The following is a 21494-nucleotide window of genomic DNA, read 5'->3' as shown; positions in this document are numbered from 1 at the left end:
CCGGTTACGAAAAGAAATGTGAAATAATAATTATAATCCACACAACAAGGGCATTAATAATTGTGACGAACACAGCAGCAGAGCCTAAATCTTTGGCTTTTTTTGTTAATGGATTCCAGGAGCTATCAATTCGATCCAAGGTTGCTTCGATAGCTGAATTCAATAATTCAGCTATGATAACGAGGAGTAAGGTACTGATTAATAAAGCCCGCTCAATGGAGGTTTTTCCTATAAAAATGGCAACGGGTAAAGCGATGATGCCAGCCAAAATTTCAAGGCGAAATGCAAATTCGTCTTGAAAGGCAGCTTTTAATCCATAATAAGAATAACCGCTGGCTTCTTTTAATTTCCGAATTGCTTTGACTGTGAATTTGGCCATTCCATTAGTCCTACGAAACTTTGTTTAACTTTCTTAGTTTGTCTGAGATTACTGTACTTTTCAAATAGATATTCCATAATAAATTACCCTTAAGGGTATTTATACAGTTCTCAATCAGTTCAGTCTTCATTTAGGGGTGTGGTATGGGGGAAAATTGTTACACAAGTTTGGTCGATTTACTTGAAAAAAAAGTAGAAAAAAATCCGGATTTTCCACTCTATACATTCATTCACAGAAAAATAAAGGAAACTAGGAGCCTCACCTATCGTGAGTTAGCGGAACAGGCAAAAAAAATAGCAAGCGTTTTGCACGAAGTAACCTCTCCAGGTGATCGTGTCTTACTTATTTATCCTCCCGGGCTAGAGTTTATTTCTGCTTTTTTTGGTTGTTTGTATGCAGGGACTATTGCCGTACCCTCTTATCCACCCTCTACAAAAGATTGGGCGGAGAAATCCCAACGTATTATTCAGAATTCAGGTGCACATGTAATTTTGACCACCAAAGAACTTATGCTGCATATCCAAAAATTAAGTTTAAAATATAATGAATATTCGGCGGTTCAATTCATCACAACAGAAGATTGGATTAATACCCCGGAGAACTGGAGTGCGCCTTTTCTTACTCAACATCATATTGCTTTTTTACAATACACCTCAGGCTCTACTGGAACACCAAAAGGGGTTATGGTGAGTCATGGTAATTTGCTGCATAATTTATTTGTAATCGAAAAAGCGAATCAGCTCACCGAAGAAGATATAAGCGTGTCCTGGTTACCTCATTATCATGATATGGGACTCATTGGGGGGATCTTACAGCCAGTTTTTAGCACGATTCCTGTAAAACTAATGTCACCCTTGACCTTTTTGCAGCGTCCAGCGATTTGGTTAGAAATAATCACCTATTATCAAGCCACAGCTACGGTCGCTCCCAATTTCGCTTACGATTTATGTACGTATAGAGTGACTGAAGAAGAAAAAGAACATTTGGATTTAAGTAGCTTGCAGTGTGCAATGAGTGGAGCAGAACCTATTCGCAAGGCAACCATTGAACGTTTTACAAACCGTTTTGAATCATGTGGGTTTTCGCCAAAGGTTTTTTATCCTTGCTATGGACTCGCTGAGTCGACATTGATGGTCACCGGAGGAAATCGCCAACAGGGAATAAGCTACCAATGGGTAGATAAGAAGACCCTTGAGCAGGGGGAGGTGCTTTATTGCGATGAATCCCATCCTGATGCCCGCAGTTTGATTAATTGTGGACAGCCCTTTGACAGTTGTTATCTTGCTATTGTAAACCCTGAAACCTTGCAGGAGTGTGGGCCACGGATGGTTGGAGAAATATGGGTGGCAGGTCAAAGTGTTACGCAGGGATATTGGCAATTAACTCAAGATACACAACACGCTTTTAATGCGCGTCTTAAAAGTAAAGACTTTCCTTTTTTACGCACAGGAGATTTAGGTTATTTGGATGAGGGATCACTTTATGTAACGGGTCGTTTGAATGATCTCGTGATTATTCGGGGTCGTAATTATTATCCGCATGATTTGGAAGATTCTATCCATGCATGCCATCCTCAGCTGCAGGAGTATGGTTGTGCCATTTTTTCCATAGAAGAACAGGATCGTGAATTATTGGTCATCGTTCAAGAAATTAGACAGGATGTTGAGAGGCTGGATTCAGAGGAAATAATTAAAACCATACGGAGCAATCTGCTGCAAACACATGGAATCGATGCTGACATTGTAGTTCTTGTGGCGCGTAAATCAGTTCCTAAAACAACCAGCGGAAAAACCCAACGTTTATTATGTAAGAAAAAATATCTCCAAGGGGATTTAGATATTATCTGCATCGATAAGAGTGCAAATAATGAAGCAGGGGAACCCATAAAGATCCTTCATGCAGAAGCTGTAGAGATTGCTCAGATACTCCAACCTATTTTTAATAAAAAGATTGCAGTTTTAGATAAAGATAAAAAGTTAAGCGAAATGGGGCTCAGTTCACTGAAACTGAGCGAGTTACACTACACCCTCTCCACAAGCATTGATGCAGAGCTATCCATTGAATTTCTACTCAAGGATCCAAGCTTGGGTGAAATTATGGATTTATTCACAGGTAAAACCAAAGAGCAACAGCTAACAAAAGAGAATCCAATTGATTTGGCTGCTGAGTTTAATCGATATAAAAACATCACCACCCATATTACCTCACTCCCCAAGGCTATTCCTCAACATGCTTTATTAACCGGAGCTACCGGTTTCTTAGGCGCTTATTTACTTCGCGAGCTTTTATCCCATACGGACTGGCGGATTACCTGTCTTGTTCAGGCCAATTCGCACGCCTTAGGAGTCAGCAGAGTCGTAAAAAATATGGAATACTATGGGATATGGAATCCAGCTTATCATGAGCGAATTAAAGTTGTTTTAGGCAATTTGGAAAAATCCAATTTGGGTGTTTCAAAGCATGATTGGTACTACTTGGCGGATACGGTCGATCTTATTTTTCATGGAGCCGCGGTACTTAATTTTATCTATCCTTATCAAAAAATGGCACCGAGCAATGTCTTCGGAACCAAACAACTCATTGATCTAGCTGGATACAGACAGTGCAAAGCACTGCATTATATTTCCACCGTAGGCTATTTTATGTCTGCTGACTTAAAGAATGATAGGGTAATTAGCGAGCGGACAGAACTTACACCGCAAGAGGGAATTTATGGGGGGTATAATCAAACCAAGTGGTTGGCAGAACAATTAGTATTTCATGCCCGAACCTATAACATTCCCACTGTGGTCTACAGACCGAGTCTAATTACTGGAGACCCTCATACCGGTAATTGGAATCAGGACGATATAGTTTGTCGTATTCTTAAAGGCTGTATTGAATCGGAAGCTCGCCCCCTATTGGATGTTGGATTCAATTTTGTTCCTGTCGATTACGTCGCCAAAGCAATTACTCGTTTGGCTATAGAAAAACCCCAGCAATCCGATACATATCATTTAATCAATCCACAGGAAGTCAGTGTAGATCAGTTATTTGAATATGTACGAGCCAAGGGCTTTAAAATAAAGGATCTCACATATCCTAACTGGAAACGAATGATAAAAGAGCAAAGTCAACTCTCTTCCTCCCTCTCTCCATTGCGTCCCTTTTTTACAGAAAAAGTATTGGATAAAGACAATTCATTGTTTGATTTATATCTTCACAATAATAAAGCGAAAATTGATTGTACTTATACAAAAACTCAGTTAGCTCATTATGACATTTATTGTGACAAAATAGATAAAACAGTATTCAATCAATATCTTAATTATTTGATTCAATGTGGTTATTTAACTCAATTAACTGAGGATGCTTTGGTCTAGAAGACCTATGTTAAGCCTTGTACTGATTCTAATAGCCTATGTGCTATATTTTTACAGGAATGAATGATTAGGAAAAAGCATGCAATGCATCCACTACATCACATCACTTCCTGTTGATGGAATTGATGTTAGTGAACGTGTCACAGACTATGGATTTGGTTTATATGAGACCATGGGAGCTCGCCCAAGCCAAGAAGATGCGGCTTTTGCATGTTGGTATGCTCCAAACCATTTTAATTCACTTACCCCCCAAGATATAGGTCGCCGTTTATGGACCAGTTATCATTTAATTAACATTTTAGGCCGTAATGTGATGTATGGAGGAACCACGGCGTCGACGACCGTGTATGATGGCCATGGGACCTTAATCACCGCAACCTTAGCGGATTCCCTCTCTTTTGCAGTGATTTACAATGTCTGGGATAAGTTAGCAGGTGTGGTACGGTTAAATAGTATCATTCATCACCCCGAGGTAGAGTTAGAGCGGATTCAAAGAGCGGGAGGCGTGGTCTTTTTCGATAGGATCAATGGTCAATTGGCGGTATCTCGAGCGCTAGGTGATTTTGATTTCAATGCGGAGGTAGTTTGTGCTGATGCCCATATCGACGTCAATCCTCTTGATAAAATTCATTCATCCCTGGGCATTTCTCCAGAACAGGTAGGAACGATGCAAATAATTACAACCTGCGATGGTTTTACAGAACCTTTAGCATTCCAGACCCAAAAAGAACAGGAACAATGGCTTTTTAATTGCTTAAACGAAATACCATTGGCAAATAAACTGGAAGAACACCAATTAGCAAAAATGCTTGTGAATAAAGCACTCGAAGAAGGATCTCGAGACAATATTTCAATTGCGATCCAGACGCTTTCGACTTCGCGCCCTTTTTTAATAGGGATCTATGACGGTCATGGAGGAAAGGGAGCCTCCCAGTTCACCGCGAAGAACATAGGTTCTGTGTTTGATTATCAGTGTTCTTTAACTCAAGAAGCCTACGTTCAGCAATCTCTAAGTGCGGAGAAGAACTTCATTACTTATTATCGGGATAATAAAGATTGGCAATGGTATGAATCTTTAGCTGAGGCTGTTCAACTAGAGAGAGAAGCTGAACTATCCAAATCCGCAGGAATTCGTGCCCAAATGCATTTATTGAGAGTTAAAACTAAAGAATATCTCGCTACGATGGAGGCAAGAAATAATGAATCTTCGGCACTTTTGAGCGCAGAAGTTCAAAATTTTTATGAGTGCATAAATACATTATGTAACCGCTATGTTGATTTGACGCTTAGCAAAGATGAGTTGCAAGAGTGTGTGAACTACATTCTTAATAGTAGTATGAGTCGATTTGAATGGACTAAATATTCATTTTTATCGTTAAATTTTAAAGAATGTAGGAACAATGCAGAAACAATTAAACGCAATTATTTATTGAAGCCAGTACTAGCACGCTTAACCACGGCCTTTGCCTCTATTTTTCATGTGAGTTAAATTCAGAACTTTTATACCCAGATTATCAGAAGCATCTCAAGATTGTGTTATTATTGCATTTTACGATTTTAGGGAGAATATTGTGCAAGAGTTTGTATCTATAAGTGTATTGATTATGTTAGCTGCAATTTCTCCGGGACCTGATTTTGCTTTAGTTACGAAAAATTCTTTACTTTACTCCAGAAGAGCAGGCGTTTATACCGCCTTTGGGGTTTCAGTGAGTCTTTTAATTCATGCGGGCTACTGTATTTTGGGATTGGCTCTAGTCATTTCTCAGTCATTACTTGCTTTTAGTATTATCAAATACTTGGGGGCGGCTTATTTGATATATATTGGTATCAAAAGCTTATTAGCGAAGGGTGACATGGAACAATTGGAAGTCAGCCATTCACCCTACTCCATTACAGGGTTACAAGCGTTTAATCAAGGTTTGTTGTGCAATCTGTTAAATCCAAAAGCCATTATGTTTTTACTGGCATTTTTTACTTTGGTAGTGAAGCCTGTTCATTCGGTTTTTACGGAGTTCGGTTATGCGGTTGAAATTGCTTTAATTCACATGATTTGGTTTTCTTGCCTCTCTTATATGTTTACCCATCAGTATGTCAAAACGAACCTGAATCGATTGCAATATTACATCGTGAAAATTATGGGAGGCTTACTCGTTGCTTTTGGTATCCGGATTGCCAGTTTAAGTCAAGCAGCGATGCTGCCAGTAGTCTTAGCGGAGTAGGAGTGAACGTCTAGGACTTTGAATTCCCCTACGGATTACTTTTAAATGCCTCATAATTAACCAACTTGTGGTCAATCTGCAAAAAATAAATTTCTATTGAAGACTTTCTTAAATAGGACCAATGTTTTGTAAAAGAGAAATTTTTTAATCAGAACTAAGTAAACAACCTGTATTTTGAACTAATATGATACTAAGTGAGTACTGATTTTTACGGTGCTTCATTATGGACATGAAGGATAGTTTGGACTGTAACAAGCGCATGCCATTAATCTTTATTGGTCATGGGTGTCCTATGAATGCAATTCAAACCAATAAATTTACATTGAACTTGCAGGCATTGGGGAACAAAATTCCACAACCTAAGGCAATCGTTTGTGTTTCAGCTCATTGGGTAACGGAAGGCACTTGGGTAACACATATGGAATATCCCCGAACGATTCATGATTTTTATTGTTTCCCCAAAAAGCTTTTTAATATGAACTACCCCGCAGCAGGTTCTCTCGAAACAGCAGAACTCATTAAAACTGTAGTAAGTCAAACTTCAATTAAACTAGATGACAACCAATGGGGATTGGATCACGGAACTTGGTCGGTGATGCGACATATATACCCCAAGGCAAATATTCCTATTGTCCAGCTTAGTCTAGACATCGAACAAACGGAAGAATTTCATTATCAAATAGGAAAGCAATTACAACAACTTAGAGAACAAAATATTCTTATCGTCGGTAGCGGTAATTTAGTACATAATCTTTCCAAGATCAGTTGGGAGTGCAAATCCAAACCTTATGATTGGGCAGTTGAGTTTGACCAATGGCTCAAAGATAAATTAGTATCCCGAGATTTCCCTGCATTAATTTCTGATTATCGTGATACTCTTTCAGGGAGGTTGAGCGTTCCTACTCCTGAACACTATTATCCATTGTTTTATATTTTAGGTGCTGCACATCATGAAGATGAACTGGTTTTCATTTATGAAGGAATTGAGAATAGTTCTATTTCAATGCGCTCATTTCTTTTCGGATAAAATTAAAATAATAAAGACTTAACTTTTTGATCTAATTAACAAATAATAAATAACCTGTCTTAAAAGGAATTAATTATGCAAGCTCTTATGGATAAACCACATATTCAATTAGCGATCATGTCTCGATGGTATGTTGTATCACGCGCATTACATGCGGTATCTAAATTAGGCATAGCAAATCATCTGGCTTCAGGACCAAAAAAAATCGACGAGCTGGCGCACGTCACAGAAACAAAGTCCGAATTGCTTGAGAGGGTATTAAAGTTTTTATGCAGTTATGATTTATTTAATTACGACAATGGTTTTTATTCATTGACTGAATTATCCAAACCTCTGCGTGATGAGGATCCTCATTCCATGCGAGATGTATTGGGCATGGTTGATGATACTTGGTGGCAAGCATTCTCTCAATTAGATGTCTCCCTCAAAACAGGAATACCTGCCTTTGAACTGCAACATGGTGATGATTTTTTTAGTTTTCTTAGTAAAAATGCAGAGAAACAGCAAAATTTTGATAGAGGGATGGCTAAATTATCTTCATATGATGATGTGGCAATAAGCAATGCCTACCATTTTGATGTTTTTTCGAGCTTTGTGGACATGGGAGGTGGTCGGGGAGGACTTGTAAAAGCAATTACCCATCGATATCCTCAGTTAAAGGCTATTCTTTTTGATACCCCCTCTGTGATTTGCCAATTGGATCCTAAGGCCTTTTCCAAACAAATAACCCTTCAAGAAGGTGACTTTTTTGCAGCCATCCCACAAGCAGATGCTTATATTTTCAAAGGCGTTTTGCACGATTTTAATGATGAAATGATGCATAAAATATTAAAAAACTGCGCCCAACAAATGTCCCAAAATGCGACTTTATTTATTGTAGAACAAGTAATGCCTGATGACGATAGACCTCATCCTAATAAAACGATGGATATTGTGATGATGGTATTACTAGGCGGTAGACAACGGACTTTGTCGGAGTGGCAACAATCAATTGAACCAGCGGGATTTATTTTTAAAAACAGTTATCCAACCAATAGTTTATTCACTTTAATGGAGTTTAAACCTAAGATCACTAAGTAAAATCTTCCTGCTTGGTGAAGCGAGCGGAATCAGGGTTAAAAGCACCAGTTCCCGGGGTTCCGCTTGGCTTCCTTAATTAGGATGCAAAATCGAACAAAAAACATTATGTGGGTCATAAAGTTCTTTTAATTTAATCCAATCAGTATATCGTTCAGCAAAATGATTTTGCCAAAATTCTTGATCTGGAGCGGCGCCCAAATATCCGGAAAGATAACGCTTTCCACCTTGGGGCAAAAAAAGCGCGTCCAAGTATTTGATGGTTTCTAAACAACTTGGAATCAATGAATTAGGCAAGCCTGGGTTGAGGATCATTAAAGCAAAAATATCTTTATCTTTAGGGAGTTGCAAAAAACCAGCTGGCGCAAGAGGGGCTATGCGCGCAAGATGTACCACAGTGGCATAATGTAAAGGTAACAAGGCCAATAGCTCTTCCAGATTATTTAATTGTGAGCCGGGTATGAAACATTCATACCACGGATGTTGCAAATCCCATTGCCCAGTTATTTTCATTGCATTAAAACGTGAATCATGGCGATGCAAATAAGAGTGAATGGACTCCTCTTGAGTATGGAGTAAGCGCCAAGGCTTTAATCCTAACTCACGAAAATCGGGTGGCAGCTGGTCGTACTCGACTGCTACGTGAATGGAATAAAACCATTGAGCAAAAGGGGCCCGACCTTTTGCCGATAATTTTGCACCTTGTATTGCTGGGGTACAAAATGATTCGACATAGTCTGCTCTGGTTTGACACACAAGTAGATCATTAAGCCACTCATCCTTATCTAAATAAATTAAGAAGTAAGTTCTGACGTTTTTTAAACATGGTCTTAATGAAATACATGCTTTGGTAATCAAACCAAACCTTCCTTGTCCTCCTAAACAGGCCTGCATTAACGAAGAGGGTTGTTCTGTTTGAATCAACTCGCCATTTCCTTGCACTATTTCGAGTGCTTTGACATGGGCTGTTACGCTACCGTATTTGAATGAAGATGCACCGATTCCGCCAGCAGAGAGTACGCCCCCCACGGTTAAATTACAATTATGTGGAACTACATGAGGTATCAGAGAGTGTTTTAACGTATTATCCAATAATGAAGCCCATGACACATTTGCTTCCACCCAGATGGAATTTGAGTCTGCTGGTGAAGCATGAGTGAAATGTTTCGTACTAAGAAGCATACCACCTGGCATCGCGAGCGATTGTCCGCTTTGACTCATTCCATTGCCTCGGAGGGTAATAGGAAGTTGATGTTCATGTACATATTGTACGAATGATTGTGCTTCTGCGGTGGTATGGGGTTCAAAAGCGGCAATTGGATTTGAATGAATCAATCTACCAAAATCTTCACGAAAAAAAACAAGCGAATGCTCATCGCTGAGCATTGCTTGTCCAAACTTTTTTTTACACTGCTTTATGTGAAATGAGTTCCACTGGTTCTTTGTTTGCAGCATCTTGATGATTCCTTTGTTTTGCAAGTTCGAGTCTTCGATTACAAGCAATAATCAAGCCATCGAACATCTTGTTAAATGCATCGTAGCATCGATCAATCATTTTTAGTGCTTCGCGACGAATATGAAGGGGTACTTGTCTTGAAAACAAAGACCGCTCCATTTCTTCTTCAAACAAAGCATGAGCCATTTCTACTTCTAAGTGTGAGGTGGAGAAATATTTGAGATTTTTATCTTCCCCTGTTTTTTTCACTTGTTTGGAAACTTTTTCAAAGAACACATGCCCTGATGATTCAATCGTTAAGAGGAGAACAATATTTAGAATTTCATCATTCGCTTTATAAACTTCGGCTAAAATAGCGTATGCTGCATCGCGAGTTAATTGAGTTTCTTTACTGTAGAGCCAACTTACGTCATTCGTATCATTTACTGAATCGATATTCACGGCACCCATGTATTTCTTATCATGTAGGAACCATTTTTCATGGCCTGCGTCTTCCAGTCTGTGGTGGCGAGCGACTTTTCGTAAGTAAGGATCGGTTACTCGTTCTTCATTTATTCTTAAAATATCCTGGAACGTCATCGCCCAAAAGGTTAATTCAGGAACAAAGTAGCTCAATTCTTTCAAACTTTTCAGTTGTTCTAATATTTCAAAAAAAGGATGATTCATGAATTCTTGTTGTTTGGAATCAATATAATCTTGTATGATTTTCATAGCCATCTCCATGAGAAATTTGTTGGACATTTTTAACAATGCATTTCGCATACCAACTTTTGTTCTCATGTTTGCTCAAAAACCTATGAAAAAGGTCGTTTTTACCCCTTTTTCAAGAAGGACAACTTAAGGCTGCCAATCTTAATGAGCAAAAAATAAACCATGTGTCAAATTTTTGACAAAGCAATCCCTTGAATTTTTTAGCTATTTAAAAATCCAAATCAATTATGCCAATTTTTTGTCATATTGTTTTAATTCTTTCTCTACTTTTTCCCAGTCAATCTCTTCAATTCGCTCCACGTTATCACATATTTTATTTAAAAATACCGCTTGTAATTCCCCATGTGCTTGCGCTTCTGCATAAGGGGTATTTGTAAACATCACTAAGACATGTTTTGAAACATAATATTCTGGATATCGATGCATTAATTCATGTTCCAGTTGTTTTTTTAAGTTAAATCTTCTGTCTCTGATATCGATTTGAATTTCGTGGAAGTTATCAAGAGACATTTGAGCTACAGCATCGGTATTAATTTTTCTTGAACGATAAAATTCAGGCATGACTTTTTGCCAATCATCATGATATTGGTCCAGAAGTTTATTTAAAATACGACAATCTTCAAACGCGCTATTCATTCCCTGTCCAAAAAAAGGGACCACCCCATGAGCCGCATCTCCAATTAGGAGGCATTGATCTTGGTGAAACCATGGATCGCATTTTATAGTACTCATATTCCCTGTGGGATGTTGGGTAAATTCTTCAATTACATGAGGCATTTCGGCATACGCATCTGGAAATGAATCTTTAAAAAAAGTATCTATTTTGAGTTCATCATCCAATTCAGCAAAACTATTCTTACCTTCATGCGGTAGGAATAGGGAGCCCGTAATGGATTTATCCAGATTTGGATTCCCTAATAATAGAAAGGCCTCTCTTGGCCAGAGGTGTAAATGTTCGTGAATAAGATGATTTTGACCAGGCTCTCCAATAGATAACTCTTTATACCCATAAGGTAAGAACATTCGCGATGCATGGACTAAATGCTTCGCCTGCAAGTGCTCACGAACACATGAACCTGCACCATCAGCGCCAATGAGAAGCTCATATTTATGTTCTAAAAAGGTGCCATTAGGTAATTTAAAGATGGCAATTTTATTCTCAACATCCATATCAATGAGTTTCGTATTGAAGTTGAGTTGCACCTTAGAAAATTTCTCCACTTCATAAATCAATAATTTATTGAGTTCATTACGTAGAATTGCATTTATAGATTCATCTTTATGTCGGCCAAACGATTGAAATTTAATTTGACCATCAGTTTCATGAATCGCACGAGCCCGCATAGGAACCATGAGTTTTTTCACTAGTGGCAAAATACCTACCCCTTCCAAGCCGGTAATGCCGCGGCAGGATAAAGCCAGGTTAATTGAGCGCCCCTCATTTGCATGCAGGCGTCTTAAATCGGGTCGTGCATCAAATAAATGGAGTCTATAACCTCTTTTAGCCAAATAAAGTGCAAGTAAGGTTCCTGCCAAACCTGAACCAATAATGGTTACTTCTTTCATTCCAGTCTCCTTTAGAACGATTGCCGCATTTAGTGAGAATAGGGTTTAATCGAGTGGACTTTAAATGATCACCCCCGTACCAATCCATTTCAGACGGCAATTACTACGACTGCTTATTTATTAATAATCAATTCACATGATAAATACCTAAAATTACATCATAATTTTTACCAGCAAGAATCGTACCGATTTGAGAAAATCTAGAAAAAAAATGGGAATAGTAAAGGGGTTATAAAAATTAATAGTGTTCGCGGAGGAACTCTTTTAAGTCTTCCGCTTTTTTAGGCATGGAAAAATAATAGCCCTGAGCATAGTCACAACCATGCTGCATAATGAATTCACGTTGTAAATCAGTTTCGACTCCTTCGGCTAACACCTGTAAATTTAAACTATGGCCCAAATTAATAATGGCTCGGGTAATGGCAGCATCATTTTCCCGATTGACCAACTCACTAATAAATGAACGATCTATTTTTAATTTATCTACAGGAAACTGCTTAAGATAAGCCAAACTTGAATAGCCTGTACCAAAATCATCAATGGCTAACTTTGTTCCCATGTCTTTCAGCTCATACATGGTTTCCACCGCATGTTTTACATTATCAACAAGCAGGCTTTCAGTAAGTTCTAACTCCAAAAATTTGGCAGGGAGACCTGTTTCAAGCAGAATATTCTCAATGATTTCAGGTAAATGAGCCTGACGGAATTGGCGCCCGGAAATATTCACTGCCATAGTTAATTGCTCATAACCTTGGCGATGCCAGCGTACAAGTTGACTGCATGCTTCACGCAAAACCCACAGCCCTATATCAAGAATTAAGCCATTTTCCTCGGCCATACCTATAAAATCATTAGGAGGAACATCTCCTAAAATATGGCTGTGCCAACGTAATAAGGCTTCAAAGCCAATCGTTTTATTCGTAGCTAAATCTATAAAGGGTTGATACACCAGATGAAATTCATTGCGCTTGAGTGAATCACGCAGTGCATTGTCGAGTTGCATACGATTTATGATGCGCGTATTCATTTCTTTATCATAGGTACGATAGGTGTTGCGGCCATTATCTTTCGCATGATACATCGATAAGTCAGCACACCTCATTAAGGATTCATAATCATCGCCATCTTTAGGGTAATAGCTAATTCCTATACTACCGGTAATTTTTAAATTATGTTGATCAATTTGAATCGGTTTGGCAATAGAGGCAAGTATTTCTTCTGCTTTTTGTTGTGCCTGCGACTCACTAACAACATCCTGTAGCAAAACCACAAACTCATCTCCCCCCAAGCGACAAACAGTATCAAAATCGTCAGTAGCAATTACTAAACGATTCGATACAGCTTGCAACATTCTATCCCCAATACTATGACCTAAAGTATCATTGGTCATTTTAAAGTGATCCAAATCAAGGAATAAAAAAGCCAGCATGGAGCCTTTTTTCTTGGCAAGTAAGATAGCTTGATCCACACGGTCAATTAATAAAACTCGATTGGGTAATTCAGTGAGTGAATCATGAGTAGCCTGTTGAATTAATTGTTGTTCCATTTCTCGACGTTGGGTTACGTCGTTAAGGATGCAGACATAATGCTTGACGTTATCAAATGAGTCTCTGACGGGTGCCACACTGACTTCAGCCCAAAAAACCTCACCACTACGTCGGTAACTTTCCAACTCTACAGTTTCTTCGCGTAATTCCTTAATCGCCAAAGTAATTCGTTTCTGATTCACATGCTCCACTTGACTACCATGTAAAAAGGTAAGATTTTGTCCTAATATTTGTCTTTCGCTATATCCTGTAATGCGTTCAAATGCTTTATTAACATAAATAATGGGCAAATCGGGCTTAGAAATATCAATAATTGCAACCCCATGGGTACTGGCTTCAATGGCACGCTCTCGGATACGAAGCTCATCTTCTTCGAGCAATTTTTGGGTTATATCCCTGAAACTGTATACTCTACCAACAATTTCAGAACCTATTCGTTGCGGTTGAGTAAATCGCTCAAAAATTCGGCCATCTTTAAAATGCAATACGGGTAGTTCTCCTTGCCACTCGGGATTTTCATAAAGATATTTTACATCTGCAATTACTGCTTCAGGATTACTTAATTGTTGCAAAATGTATTCAAAACCAATACTTTCGGTACCAGATTCCAACATATGGGAGGGAATGCGCCACATTTCTACGAATTTTTGATTCCAGTCAACAACTTGGCCTTTTCCGTTTACCATCATGATACCATCCGCAGTGGATTCAAGAGTGGCACGCAAAAGAGATAGGGACTTTTCCAGTTCCATATTTTTTTCAAGAATATCATGGGCCTTTATATTTATATTTTCTGAAAGCGGAGCTTTAACAGAGCGCTGAAATTCGGGTTGGGTGTGATACCATTTTTCAAGAAGCATAGATAGGTTAGAGGTAGGTGTAATGATTCCTAATTCTTCACAAACATTGATAAGAGAGGGTTCTCGGCCTTGTTTTTTAACTCGTTCCGCAGCCTCTGCTACCTCTTTGTAATTTAGTTCACGTCGTGCCATGTTCCCTCACTCATCCCCTCATTACTAGCTAATGAATTAACTTATTGTTCTAAGCCAATTCAATTTAAATTATATACTCTTAATGGATTTTTGCCTAAAAAGAAATCAAGCGATACTTATAGATAATTAAAACAGGGCTAATAGAAGAATTCCCGCGCGTGCGGGAATGATTTTTTGAACTTATTTTTTTGGAGCAGGTACGGTTACTGGCTGAACTTGCTTTCCTGCTAATTGTTGTACTTGTGTGTTCACAGTTTGTATTTGAGTTTGCAATTGACTTTGTACGGTCTTGATCTGATTTTGCAGCTGACTATTGGCTGTTTGTATTTGTTGCTGTAGATCATTTTGTATTTTTTGAATTTGTGCTTGGAGTTGGCTGTTAAGTTGCTGTATTTGTTGTTGCTGCTGGGCTTGTAGCTGCTTTAACTGACTTTGAATTTGCGTATTAAATTGTGCTATTTGATCATCAGCAAAAGCAGTATTGGCCAAAAAGACAGTACAAAAAAGTGATTTTGCTAAAATTTTCATTACTATTCCCTTAATTAAAAAAAATCGGACATAATACTTTAACCTAATAATCAATGAATTGACTAGAAACCTAGTAAATTTTTAGCATAAGAGGCGGTAGGATTAAATAGTGCTAACGTTTAAAACCGAAATAACAAAGAACGATGCCCAGGAGCAGTTCAAATCCGGCGGCACTATAGGCAATATTTTTATTTTGCATAAAGAGAAAAGTAGCTTGATCAATATAGTGAGGGTAAAAAAATATACTCGCTCCTTTGAGCAATACGACCCAACTAATCAAGGTTATTAAAAGCCGCCAATTCCATTGCCAAATATTATGACTTACAACCATAAGTAATCCAAGCATGAGAGTCCAAAGCCCTAAAACCAGCATTAATGGGGCATCCTTAAGGAGCGCTTGCACATAAATTGTAAACTGTTCTAAGTTGAGAAACATCGCCAAGCTTACAATGATTAGATAAATTCCAAGAACTTTGCTTAAAAACTTTGATTTGTCCATTTTTGATTATTCCGTGATCTATATAACTGAAGTGTAGTTCTTGATTCGAAGAACTTCTATGTCTGAGTTTCACTATGTTTCACCCAAATATAACCGGGATCCACTTATTCTTAGCAAACCAATATCTCTTGTCTTTTTTGTTCCTCCTCAGCTACATTCATTACATTGCGAGGGTTTGGAGGTGGAAATAAGCTTTGGCTTTGTGCATAAGTACGCGCTTCAAAATATTCCGTAGCGATATTTTGTGCTTCATCGATCAGTAATTTAAATTTTTCGGTCAGAATTTTGATAAATTCATCAAACTTATAGTGACTTAATTCAGTAAGCATGAGTCGATTGTCGAGCGCTTTAGATAAAGGCAGTCTACCGTGAAAAGTGGTTGGATTTTGGGTTCCAATAAGACAAAAACCTGGTTTTTTAGGCGGATTGCCTTCAAGATCATACCCTGAAAGTAGGGCATTTAGTAATTGTTCATGAATTTGAGTATTAAATTCTTCAATACAAACAACCTGACCCTTATGAAATGCATCTAAAAGTTTTGCTTGAACTTCTTGAGGATTAGTGGGAAAAATGGTTATGTATTCAATTCCCTTTGCTTTAAGTAATGTATGAACTAATTGACTTTTGCCCAGGCCGGGTTCTGCTTCAAGAATAATCCCATTAATGCCCAGTTCTTGATCCCATACCCCTTTTATTTTCTTTTCTCGAATAAGCAACAGCATTTCGATACTCAAAGCAATTTTTTTTCGTGAATCTGTCCAGATGAATTTTTTGTCGACAGTTTTTGGATGAAATTGTTGCAATGCAGTTTTGAGTTTCTTCTTCTCCTCGCTCCACATTGTTCCTTGTTTTATGTCGTAGCGAAGAGGTAGGCTCAGCTTTTTATCCAGACTTAATGTTTTGATTTCACTTAAAATGGCGTATCGGATCAAGAAATCATCCGTCATCAATTTGGTTTTTGAGTTCTCTTTTAAAATAAAATAGCGCAAACACATCATCTGAGCATTACGAGGCGTGATGTTAAGTCCGGCATCTTGTGCTTTGATATAGTAAGCTTCAATGAGTTTTAATAAGCCCTTCGGATCCTCATTGGATTCAAGGAGCGGCGCTAATATTTTTTTTAGCGGTTGTCCTTCAAAAGGCAAGTAGTTTGGGTATCGTTTAATTAAATTAGGTTCAAAACGCCCCTCGTAATGGGTAGGATTTCCCGCAAAAATGATTTTATGATTTTTTAATGGATAACAGGTGCCTTCATACCAAAACTCTTTATCGCCGCGGGCAAGTGCTTCAAACAAAGCGTAATGCTCCTGACTCAGATTGGCCTCATCAATGAATAATATAGGTTGACTTTCACCTTTGTGTTCAAGCCAATTTTTTATCGCTGCCAATTCATGGTAGATGATAATGGGCTTTTGATGTTCCTTCCCATACTTGGGCAAGATTTTTTGGACGAAATAACTTTTTCCCGTGCCGGTTTTACTGGTTAAAAATACCAATGGATGATGATCCAGATAGTTCAGCACCATTTCAGGGGTTGTTGGTTCTTCGCTTTCCGGAAGAATTCCAGCGCTCCATTTCAGTTTTCTAATTAAACCATCAAGCCATTGCGAATGCTGTGTGGTATTGGTGGGTAAATCTATGAAATGGCTATGGCATGGCGTTAATTTGAGTTGCTGATAGGTTTTTTTTAATAGTTCTGCCAATTCTGGATGTAACCGAGCGAAGTCTTTTTCAGGCTTATAATGGTGAACGGTTTTATGGATGGCCTTGAAAGGGGCTGGATTGTCACTTATTAACGTGATGTTTTGAGCCGAAACGACCTCTCCATTGACCCAAAGAGTAGGAGGATTGATGAAGAGAGTTTGTAATTGTTGAGCCAAAGTTGTTGAAAATTGGCCTTTGAGGACTACAGCCTTACCTGATTTGATGGCTTTAAGTAATTCAGTTTCTTCACCCTTAAATAATTTGTTTTTTAAAGAAACGTGGAAAAACAAACTGTTAAAATTGGTTTTTGGATCAATATTGATCGTGATAGCATCTACAGGTTTATAGTGTTCTTCGGCATCATCTAAATCATTTGTAATAATGAGTTGATTACTCTGGCCTAACCCATCAATGGGAATGATTGATTTTTTTAATGGTTCTGGAACAAACACATTAGGTGTTGTCTTAATATTTAGGGTGCATTGTGCTTTTTGAGCTTCCCTCAAAAGGCTGTACCACTGAATTTCAGTTAAGTTATCCGTCACTAGTAGTTCGAGTTGTTGGTCTAAAGCAAAAAATCCAGGAAGTGGTTTAAGTGTATGATTCTCGGTGATTTTGTATTGATTGGAAAATAAAGGAAGTGTTGTTTGATTAACAATTCGTTTTTTTCCAGCGATAGGCTTAATCACGTCGGGATAAGTACTCAAGTCAGGTTGGGCAAATTCTAGGTGAAAGTCTTTAGACAATTCATGCCATTCACCATTAAAGAAAAAACGGTTTGTTGCCATTAATTCTGTGATCAAGAAGCGAAACTTAGGATCTTCAAATGGCGCATTATGCACAGTTAATTTAGAAGTTTTATTTTTGGCGGCTTTCATCAGCGCACCGGGAAAAACACCTAAAGTTCCTTCATTAAAGGTATGTCTTCCTAGAAAAATAGATTCCCAGTTTAAAGGAGAAGGAAATAGGACGTCGTCATCCCCTACAGGTTGGTTCAGCTTAATCGCTGATAATTCGATAGGAGGTAGGTCAGGTGCTTGGCTGATGGCATTGAAACGTGAATAAAAGTCATCTCCCATTTTAAATGCAGATCGCTCATCCATTCCCACCACCACATGCACATTAGGGGGAATAGGGAGATTACCCAGATTTGGATTTTCCTTGTCGATGATACTATTTAAACTGACATGGCGCGCTTTAGGATCAGACCAGTTTATAAACCAGGTATAGGATTCATTTGGATTTAAAGTAGCATTTTTTAAAAACTGACTTATAGGGCTATCTACCTGCTGGTCCAGGCTGTGTTCCACTCGCAAATTACGGAGGACCATAGAATCTAAGTCACGTGAGAAAAAAGTGTTTTTGTATTCTGTGGATGCTTGATGAAGCGCCTCTATTCCATGGTTGTCTTTAAAAATAAGCCACTGCTTTGCATACCAATTCTTGGAAGTAAGTTTTTTTACAAGCTCACCGGCATTTAGGGCTTGGAGCGGTACGCTATTCCAGGTTTGAAAGCGGTTATCGGGTTTTAAAGGGCTAACCGTTTTTTTGGTTTTTTTATCTTCAGTGGTCTTTTCATCCTTTCTTTTTTTTAGTGGCGGCATGGGAAGATCAATCAAGTGAGCAACACCTCCCCCTAAATCCAAAGTAAAATGCGCATCCTTGTGTCGAACGAGAACGAATTGGTGGACATCGTTCTCTTTAAGGCTGGCATCAATTTGCAATGCAAATGCCAAAGCAGAAAAGAGTTGAGCTCGATGTCTGCACACTCCTGCACGTTGTTTGATTAAAGAATTCAATACGTTAATTGCATTCCCTTTTATATCCGCTGTAGCGGATTCTTCTTCAAAACGACAATATTCGGCCAGAGCTTGAATACGCTGCGTCTCATCAAGATTCAATAACTTTTGATATTCATTGTTGTTAATCAAGGCACCTGTGACATCAAAAGATAATTTGGAGATCCATTCTAAATGTTCTTTAGGTGCCTTGTTTTGAAGAGTAAAGTCAACGTTATTTCCTGGTTCAATGATGTAATTGACCAGACATGATTCAAGCTCCCTCTTAAATTTTATGAAATAATAACCGGAATTCTTACATCTTTTTAATTCAAAATCTGGATGTTCTGCAGCATAGTTGAGCAATGTATCGCAAGTGCTTAAGGCAGGTAATTGCAGCCATTGATTAATTAGAGGCTTTTCAAAAGTGATTTGCCCATAAACGAGTTTTTTTGACGTTTCGGATTGATTAAATTCTTCTTCTAACTGGTGGGTAGTGCATTTTAAAGCTTCAGGAACAGCCTCTAGATTTTTTTCTAAAGGAATGTAGGGTTTAAAGTTTTTACTGAAAGGGGACCAAAAGAAGGTATTAAGATGATAACTTGAAACATGAGGGCTCGGACCCGTTTTCGTTTTGAAAATCGTACGTGCAGGCAAGGATGGAGTATGCTCCGTTTCGCCTATATTTCCATCAAGAGATAAAGAATCCTCGGTATATCCATATTGTGGTATTTGTTTCAAGTGAGGTTCAAATAAGTTGATTTCAATTTGGGGGTAACTGTGTTGTACCCACTGTATCGCAATTAAATCCTCTTTGTTTCGTGGCGTTGGGAACGATATTGATTTGACGTTAGGTGCAACTTTGATTAATTGATTTAATTGCGAAAAGCTCAAAGCATTTAAAGAAAAAGTGATGTGCCTTAATGACGAAAGCGAGGCGGGTTCCAATGCATTTAGTAAAGTAAGAAGATCATCGGGATTATCCATTTCAATTTCATTTAAATTTCTTGCAGCCAGGAAAAAATACAGTAATTGATCTGAGGAAATATGAGTTCCTCGGGTAATAAGTTTTTTTAAATTGGGTAATGAGTTCGGTGCTATAGAAATCGATTCAAAATCAAGATAGCAGGATGATAATTCAAGATAGGTTAAATTGGGTGCGTTGGTTAATAGGCTATAAAGTTGCGCGGGAGCCATTTTTCCTTGGCCGAGGATAACTTTTTTTAAAGATTTTAGTGGCTTATCAGGTTGGATGAGCGGTTCACTATATTCTGTCCAATCAAATGAATAAATAAACAAAGTTTCGAGGTTTGGAGCAGAGTTTACAAGAATATAGACATCATCAAAAATAAAACTGGAGCTAATGGAAAGATCTTTTAAGTGGATGAGCGGGGCTTTCAGGTTCAACGAATCTTCCCAAGATAAAAATAGGTTGGCGAGAGCCAATTCTCTTAAGTTGGGTGTTGCATTAATTAATGCATTTATTTGACGTGTCGATGTTTTTACACTGTTTAATGAAAGCGTTTTTAAATTGGCCATTTTTTTAGAGAGCAAAGAGAGAGATGGAGCCTTGGTAATGGTTCCGTCGACGAGACAAAGCGACAATAAATTTGGTGAATTATTTAATAACGATGCAAGACGTTTAGAAGAAAAATTAATCTCTTGTGCTAATAGAAATCTTAATGAAGTAGTTAAAAGTGGATTTTCATTTTCTTCATCCTCAAAGTCATTCAATGATTCTAATTCACAATTTTCCAATGCCAAGGAGAGTAGACCTTCTCGTTTATTGAGAAAAGAAGGGAGGGATACGATGCTGTTTGTCAATGAAATATGAATTATTTTTTTCAGTATGTCAGGACGATTTTTTAATAAATAAGCGAAATAAAGTTTGTCGGGTTCAGGGAGGAGTGTAGGGGACGACATGCTGGATTGTAAAAATTGAGGAATTGGTTTTGTCTGGGGTTCACATTCGATCGCTTTTTCAAAATGGATGTACTTTCGACGCCAATCTATATCCATGTCTAAAGGAGTATCAAAGGACCATTGTAGTGCACCTACTAAATCTTTTCGAACTACTTCGGTGTCAATTAGATCGCTGAATAGATTGGGTAAATACAGCGTTAATGAATTGATGAAATTAAAAAATGCATCAGGGGAATTTAAAACTTTGTTACAAAACGCATCAAATTCAACAGTATCTAAAAAAGTTACCCGATCACCAATGAGATTTAATTTTTTTATCTCAGCGATTTCTTGGGAGGGATCCATCTCGCAATATTTCAGATGGATGGTATCAACTTCCTCTACATCTTCTATTTTTTTTAAACCTTCTTTAGTAGGAAAATACACAGAAAAATGATCATCGACTAACTTTTTTATAATGCATTGTTTCAGATAAATATTTTCGGTGGTTTCGCTCAAGCTGGATTTAAGAATGATGGCTTTTTTTTCGAGTTGAGCAGAATTTATAACAATCGCATCCCAGCATTCTGAATTATCCGCCAGAGCTTTATCAAGGTTCAGGACCCCGCCATTTGGCTCAACCGAAGATTCAATCGTGGGTAAAGGATTTTTTTCATATAATAAGTCGAGATCACTGAGGATTTCAGTTTGGGTTTTCATGCAAATCCTAATCTGAGTTTAATGCGC

At 38.1% G+C, this 21494-nt stretch carries 13 protein-coding genes; 5 read left to right on the top strand and 8 right to left on the bottom strand.

Annotated features, from left to right (window positions below; genetic code table 11):
• Window positions 1-4 precede the first annotated feature (4 nt).
• A complete protein-coding gene (locus tag ACWTE2_RS29685) occupies window positions 5-379 on the bottom strand; it encodes a diacylglycerol kinase (protein WP_454785586.1) in 375 nt (124 codons plus the stop codon).
• Between the two features lie 143 nt (window positions 380-522).
• Between ACWTE2_RS29685 and ACWTE2_RS29680 the strand changes: the two genes are divergently transcribed.
• From ACWTE2_RS29680 to ACWTE2_RS29660, 5 genes are all read left to right on the top strand, one after another.
• On the top strand, window positions 523-3741 hold the full coding sequence (locus ACWTE2_RS29680; RefSeq protein ID WP_454785585.1) for a thioester reductase domain-containing protein: 3219 nt from the start codon (window positions 523-525) through the stop codon (window positions 3739-3741).
• 79 nt (window positions 3742-3820) lie between these two features.
• The gene (locus ACWTE2_RS29675; RefSeq protein ID WP_454785584.1) at window positions 3821-5230 is read left to right on the top strand and encodes a PP2C family serine/threonine-protein phosphatase; all 1410 of its coding nucleotides are present in this window, start codon (window positions 3821-3823) and stop codon (window positions 5228-5230) included.
• 82 nt (window positions 5231-5312) lie between these two features.
• Window positions 5313-5960 carry a LysE family transporter gene (locus ACWTE2_RS29670; RefSeq protein WP_454785583.1) on the top strand — a complete coding sequence of 216 codons (648 nt, stop codon included), beginning with the start codon at window positions 5313-5315 and terminating at the stop codon, window positions 5958-5960.
• Window positions 5961-6183: 223 nt separating this feature from the next.
• On the top strand, window positions 6184-6987 hold the full coding sequence (gene ygiD, locus ACWTE2_RS29665; RefSeq protein ID WP_255464306.1) for a 4,5-DOPA-extradiol-dioxygenase: 804 nt from the start codon (window positions 6184-6186) through the stop codon (window positions 6985-6987).
• Between the two features lie 75 nt (window positions 6988-7062).
• Complete coding sequence (locus ACWTE2_RS29660; RefSeq protein ID WP_454785582.1) at window positions 7063-8067, top strand: methyltransferase; 1005 nt, start codon at window positions 7063-7065, stop codon at window positions 8065-8067.
• Between the two features lie 72 nt (window positions 8068-8139).
• Here the strand turns inward: ACWTE2_RS29660 and ACWTE2_RS29655 are convergent, their stop codons facing one another.
• The 7 genes from ACWTE2_RS29655 to ACWTE2_RS29625 form a co-directional block, all read right to left on the bottom strand.
• Entirely contained in the window at window positions 8140-9519 is a 1380-nt protein-coding gene (locus tag ACWTE2_RS29655; protein ID WP_454785581.1) for an FAD-binding protein, read from the bottom strand.
• Window positions 9470-10231 carry a hypothetical protein gene (locus ACWTE2_RS29650; protein ID WP_182392508.1) on the bottom strand — a complete coding sequence of 254 codons (762 nt, stop codon included), beginning with the start codon at window positions 10229-10231 and terminating at the stop codon, window positions 9470-9472. The genes ACWTE2_RS29655 and ACWTE2_RS29650 overlap by 50 nt, the downstream gene beginning before the upstream one ends.
• 225 nt (window positions 10232-10456) lie before the next feature.
• On the bottom strand, window positions 10457-11797 hold the full coding sequence (locus tag ACWTE2_RS29645; protein ID WP_454785580.1) for an FAD-dependent oxidoreductase: 1341 nt from the start codon (window positions 11795-11797) through the stop codon (window positions 10457-10459).
• Between the two features lie 238 nt (window positions 11798-12035).
• The gene (locus tag ACWTE2_RS29640) at window positions 12036-14336 is read right to left on the bottom strand and encodes a sensor domain-containing protein (protein ID WP_454785579.1); all 2301 of its coding nucleotides are present in this window, start codon (window positions 14334-14336) and stop codon (window positions 12036-12038) included.
• Window positions 14337-14516: 180 nt separating this feature from the next.
• Entirely contained in the window at window positions 14517-14864 is a 348-nt protein-coding gene (locus ACWTE2_RS29635) for a hypothetical protein (RefSeq protein ID WP_454785578.1), read from the bottom strand.
• Between the two features lie 112 nt (window positions 14865-14976).
• Window positions 14977-15363, bottom strand: a complete 387-nt coding sequence (locus ACWTE2_RS29630; protein ID WP_182392512.1) for a hypothetical protein — start codon at window positions 15361-15363, stop codon at window positions 14977-14979.
• A 110-nt stretch (window positions 15364-15473) separates the two neighbouring features.
• Entirely contained in the window at window positions 15474-21467 is a 5994-nt protein-coding gene (locus ACWTE2_RS29625; RefSeq protein WP_454785577.1) for a hypothetical protein, read from the bottom strand.
• Window positions 21468-21494: the final 27 nt, after the last annotated feature.

It is taken from the genome of Legionella nigrisilvae, assembly GCF_977063395.2.
Note: the sequence above shows the minus strand (reverse complement) of the source record. Positions and strands in the feature narration are given on the sequence as shown.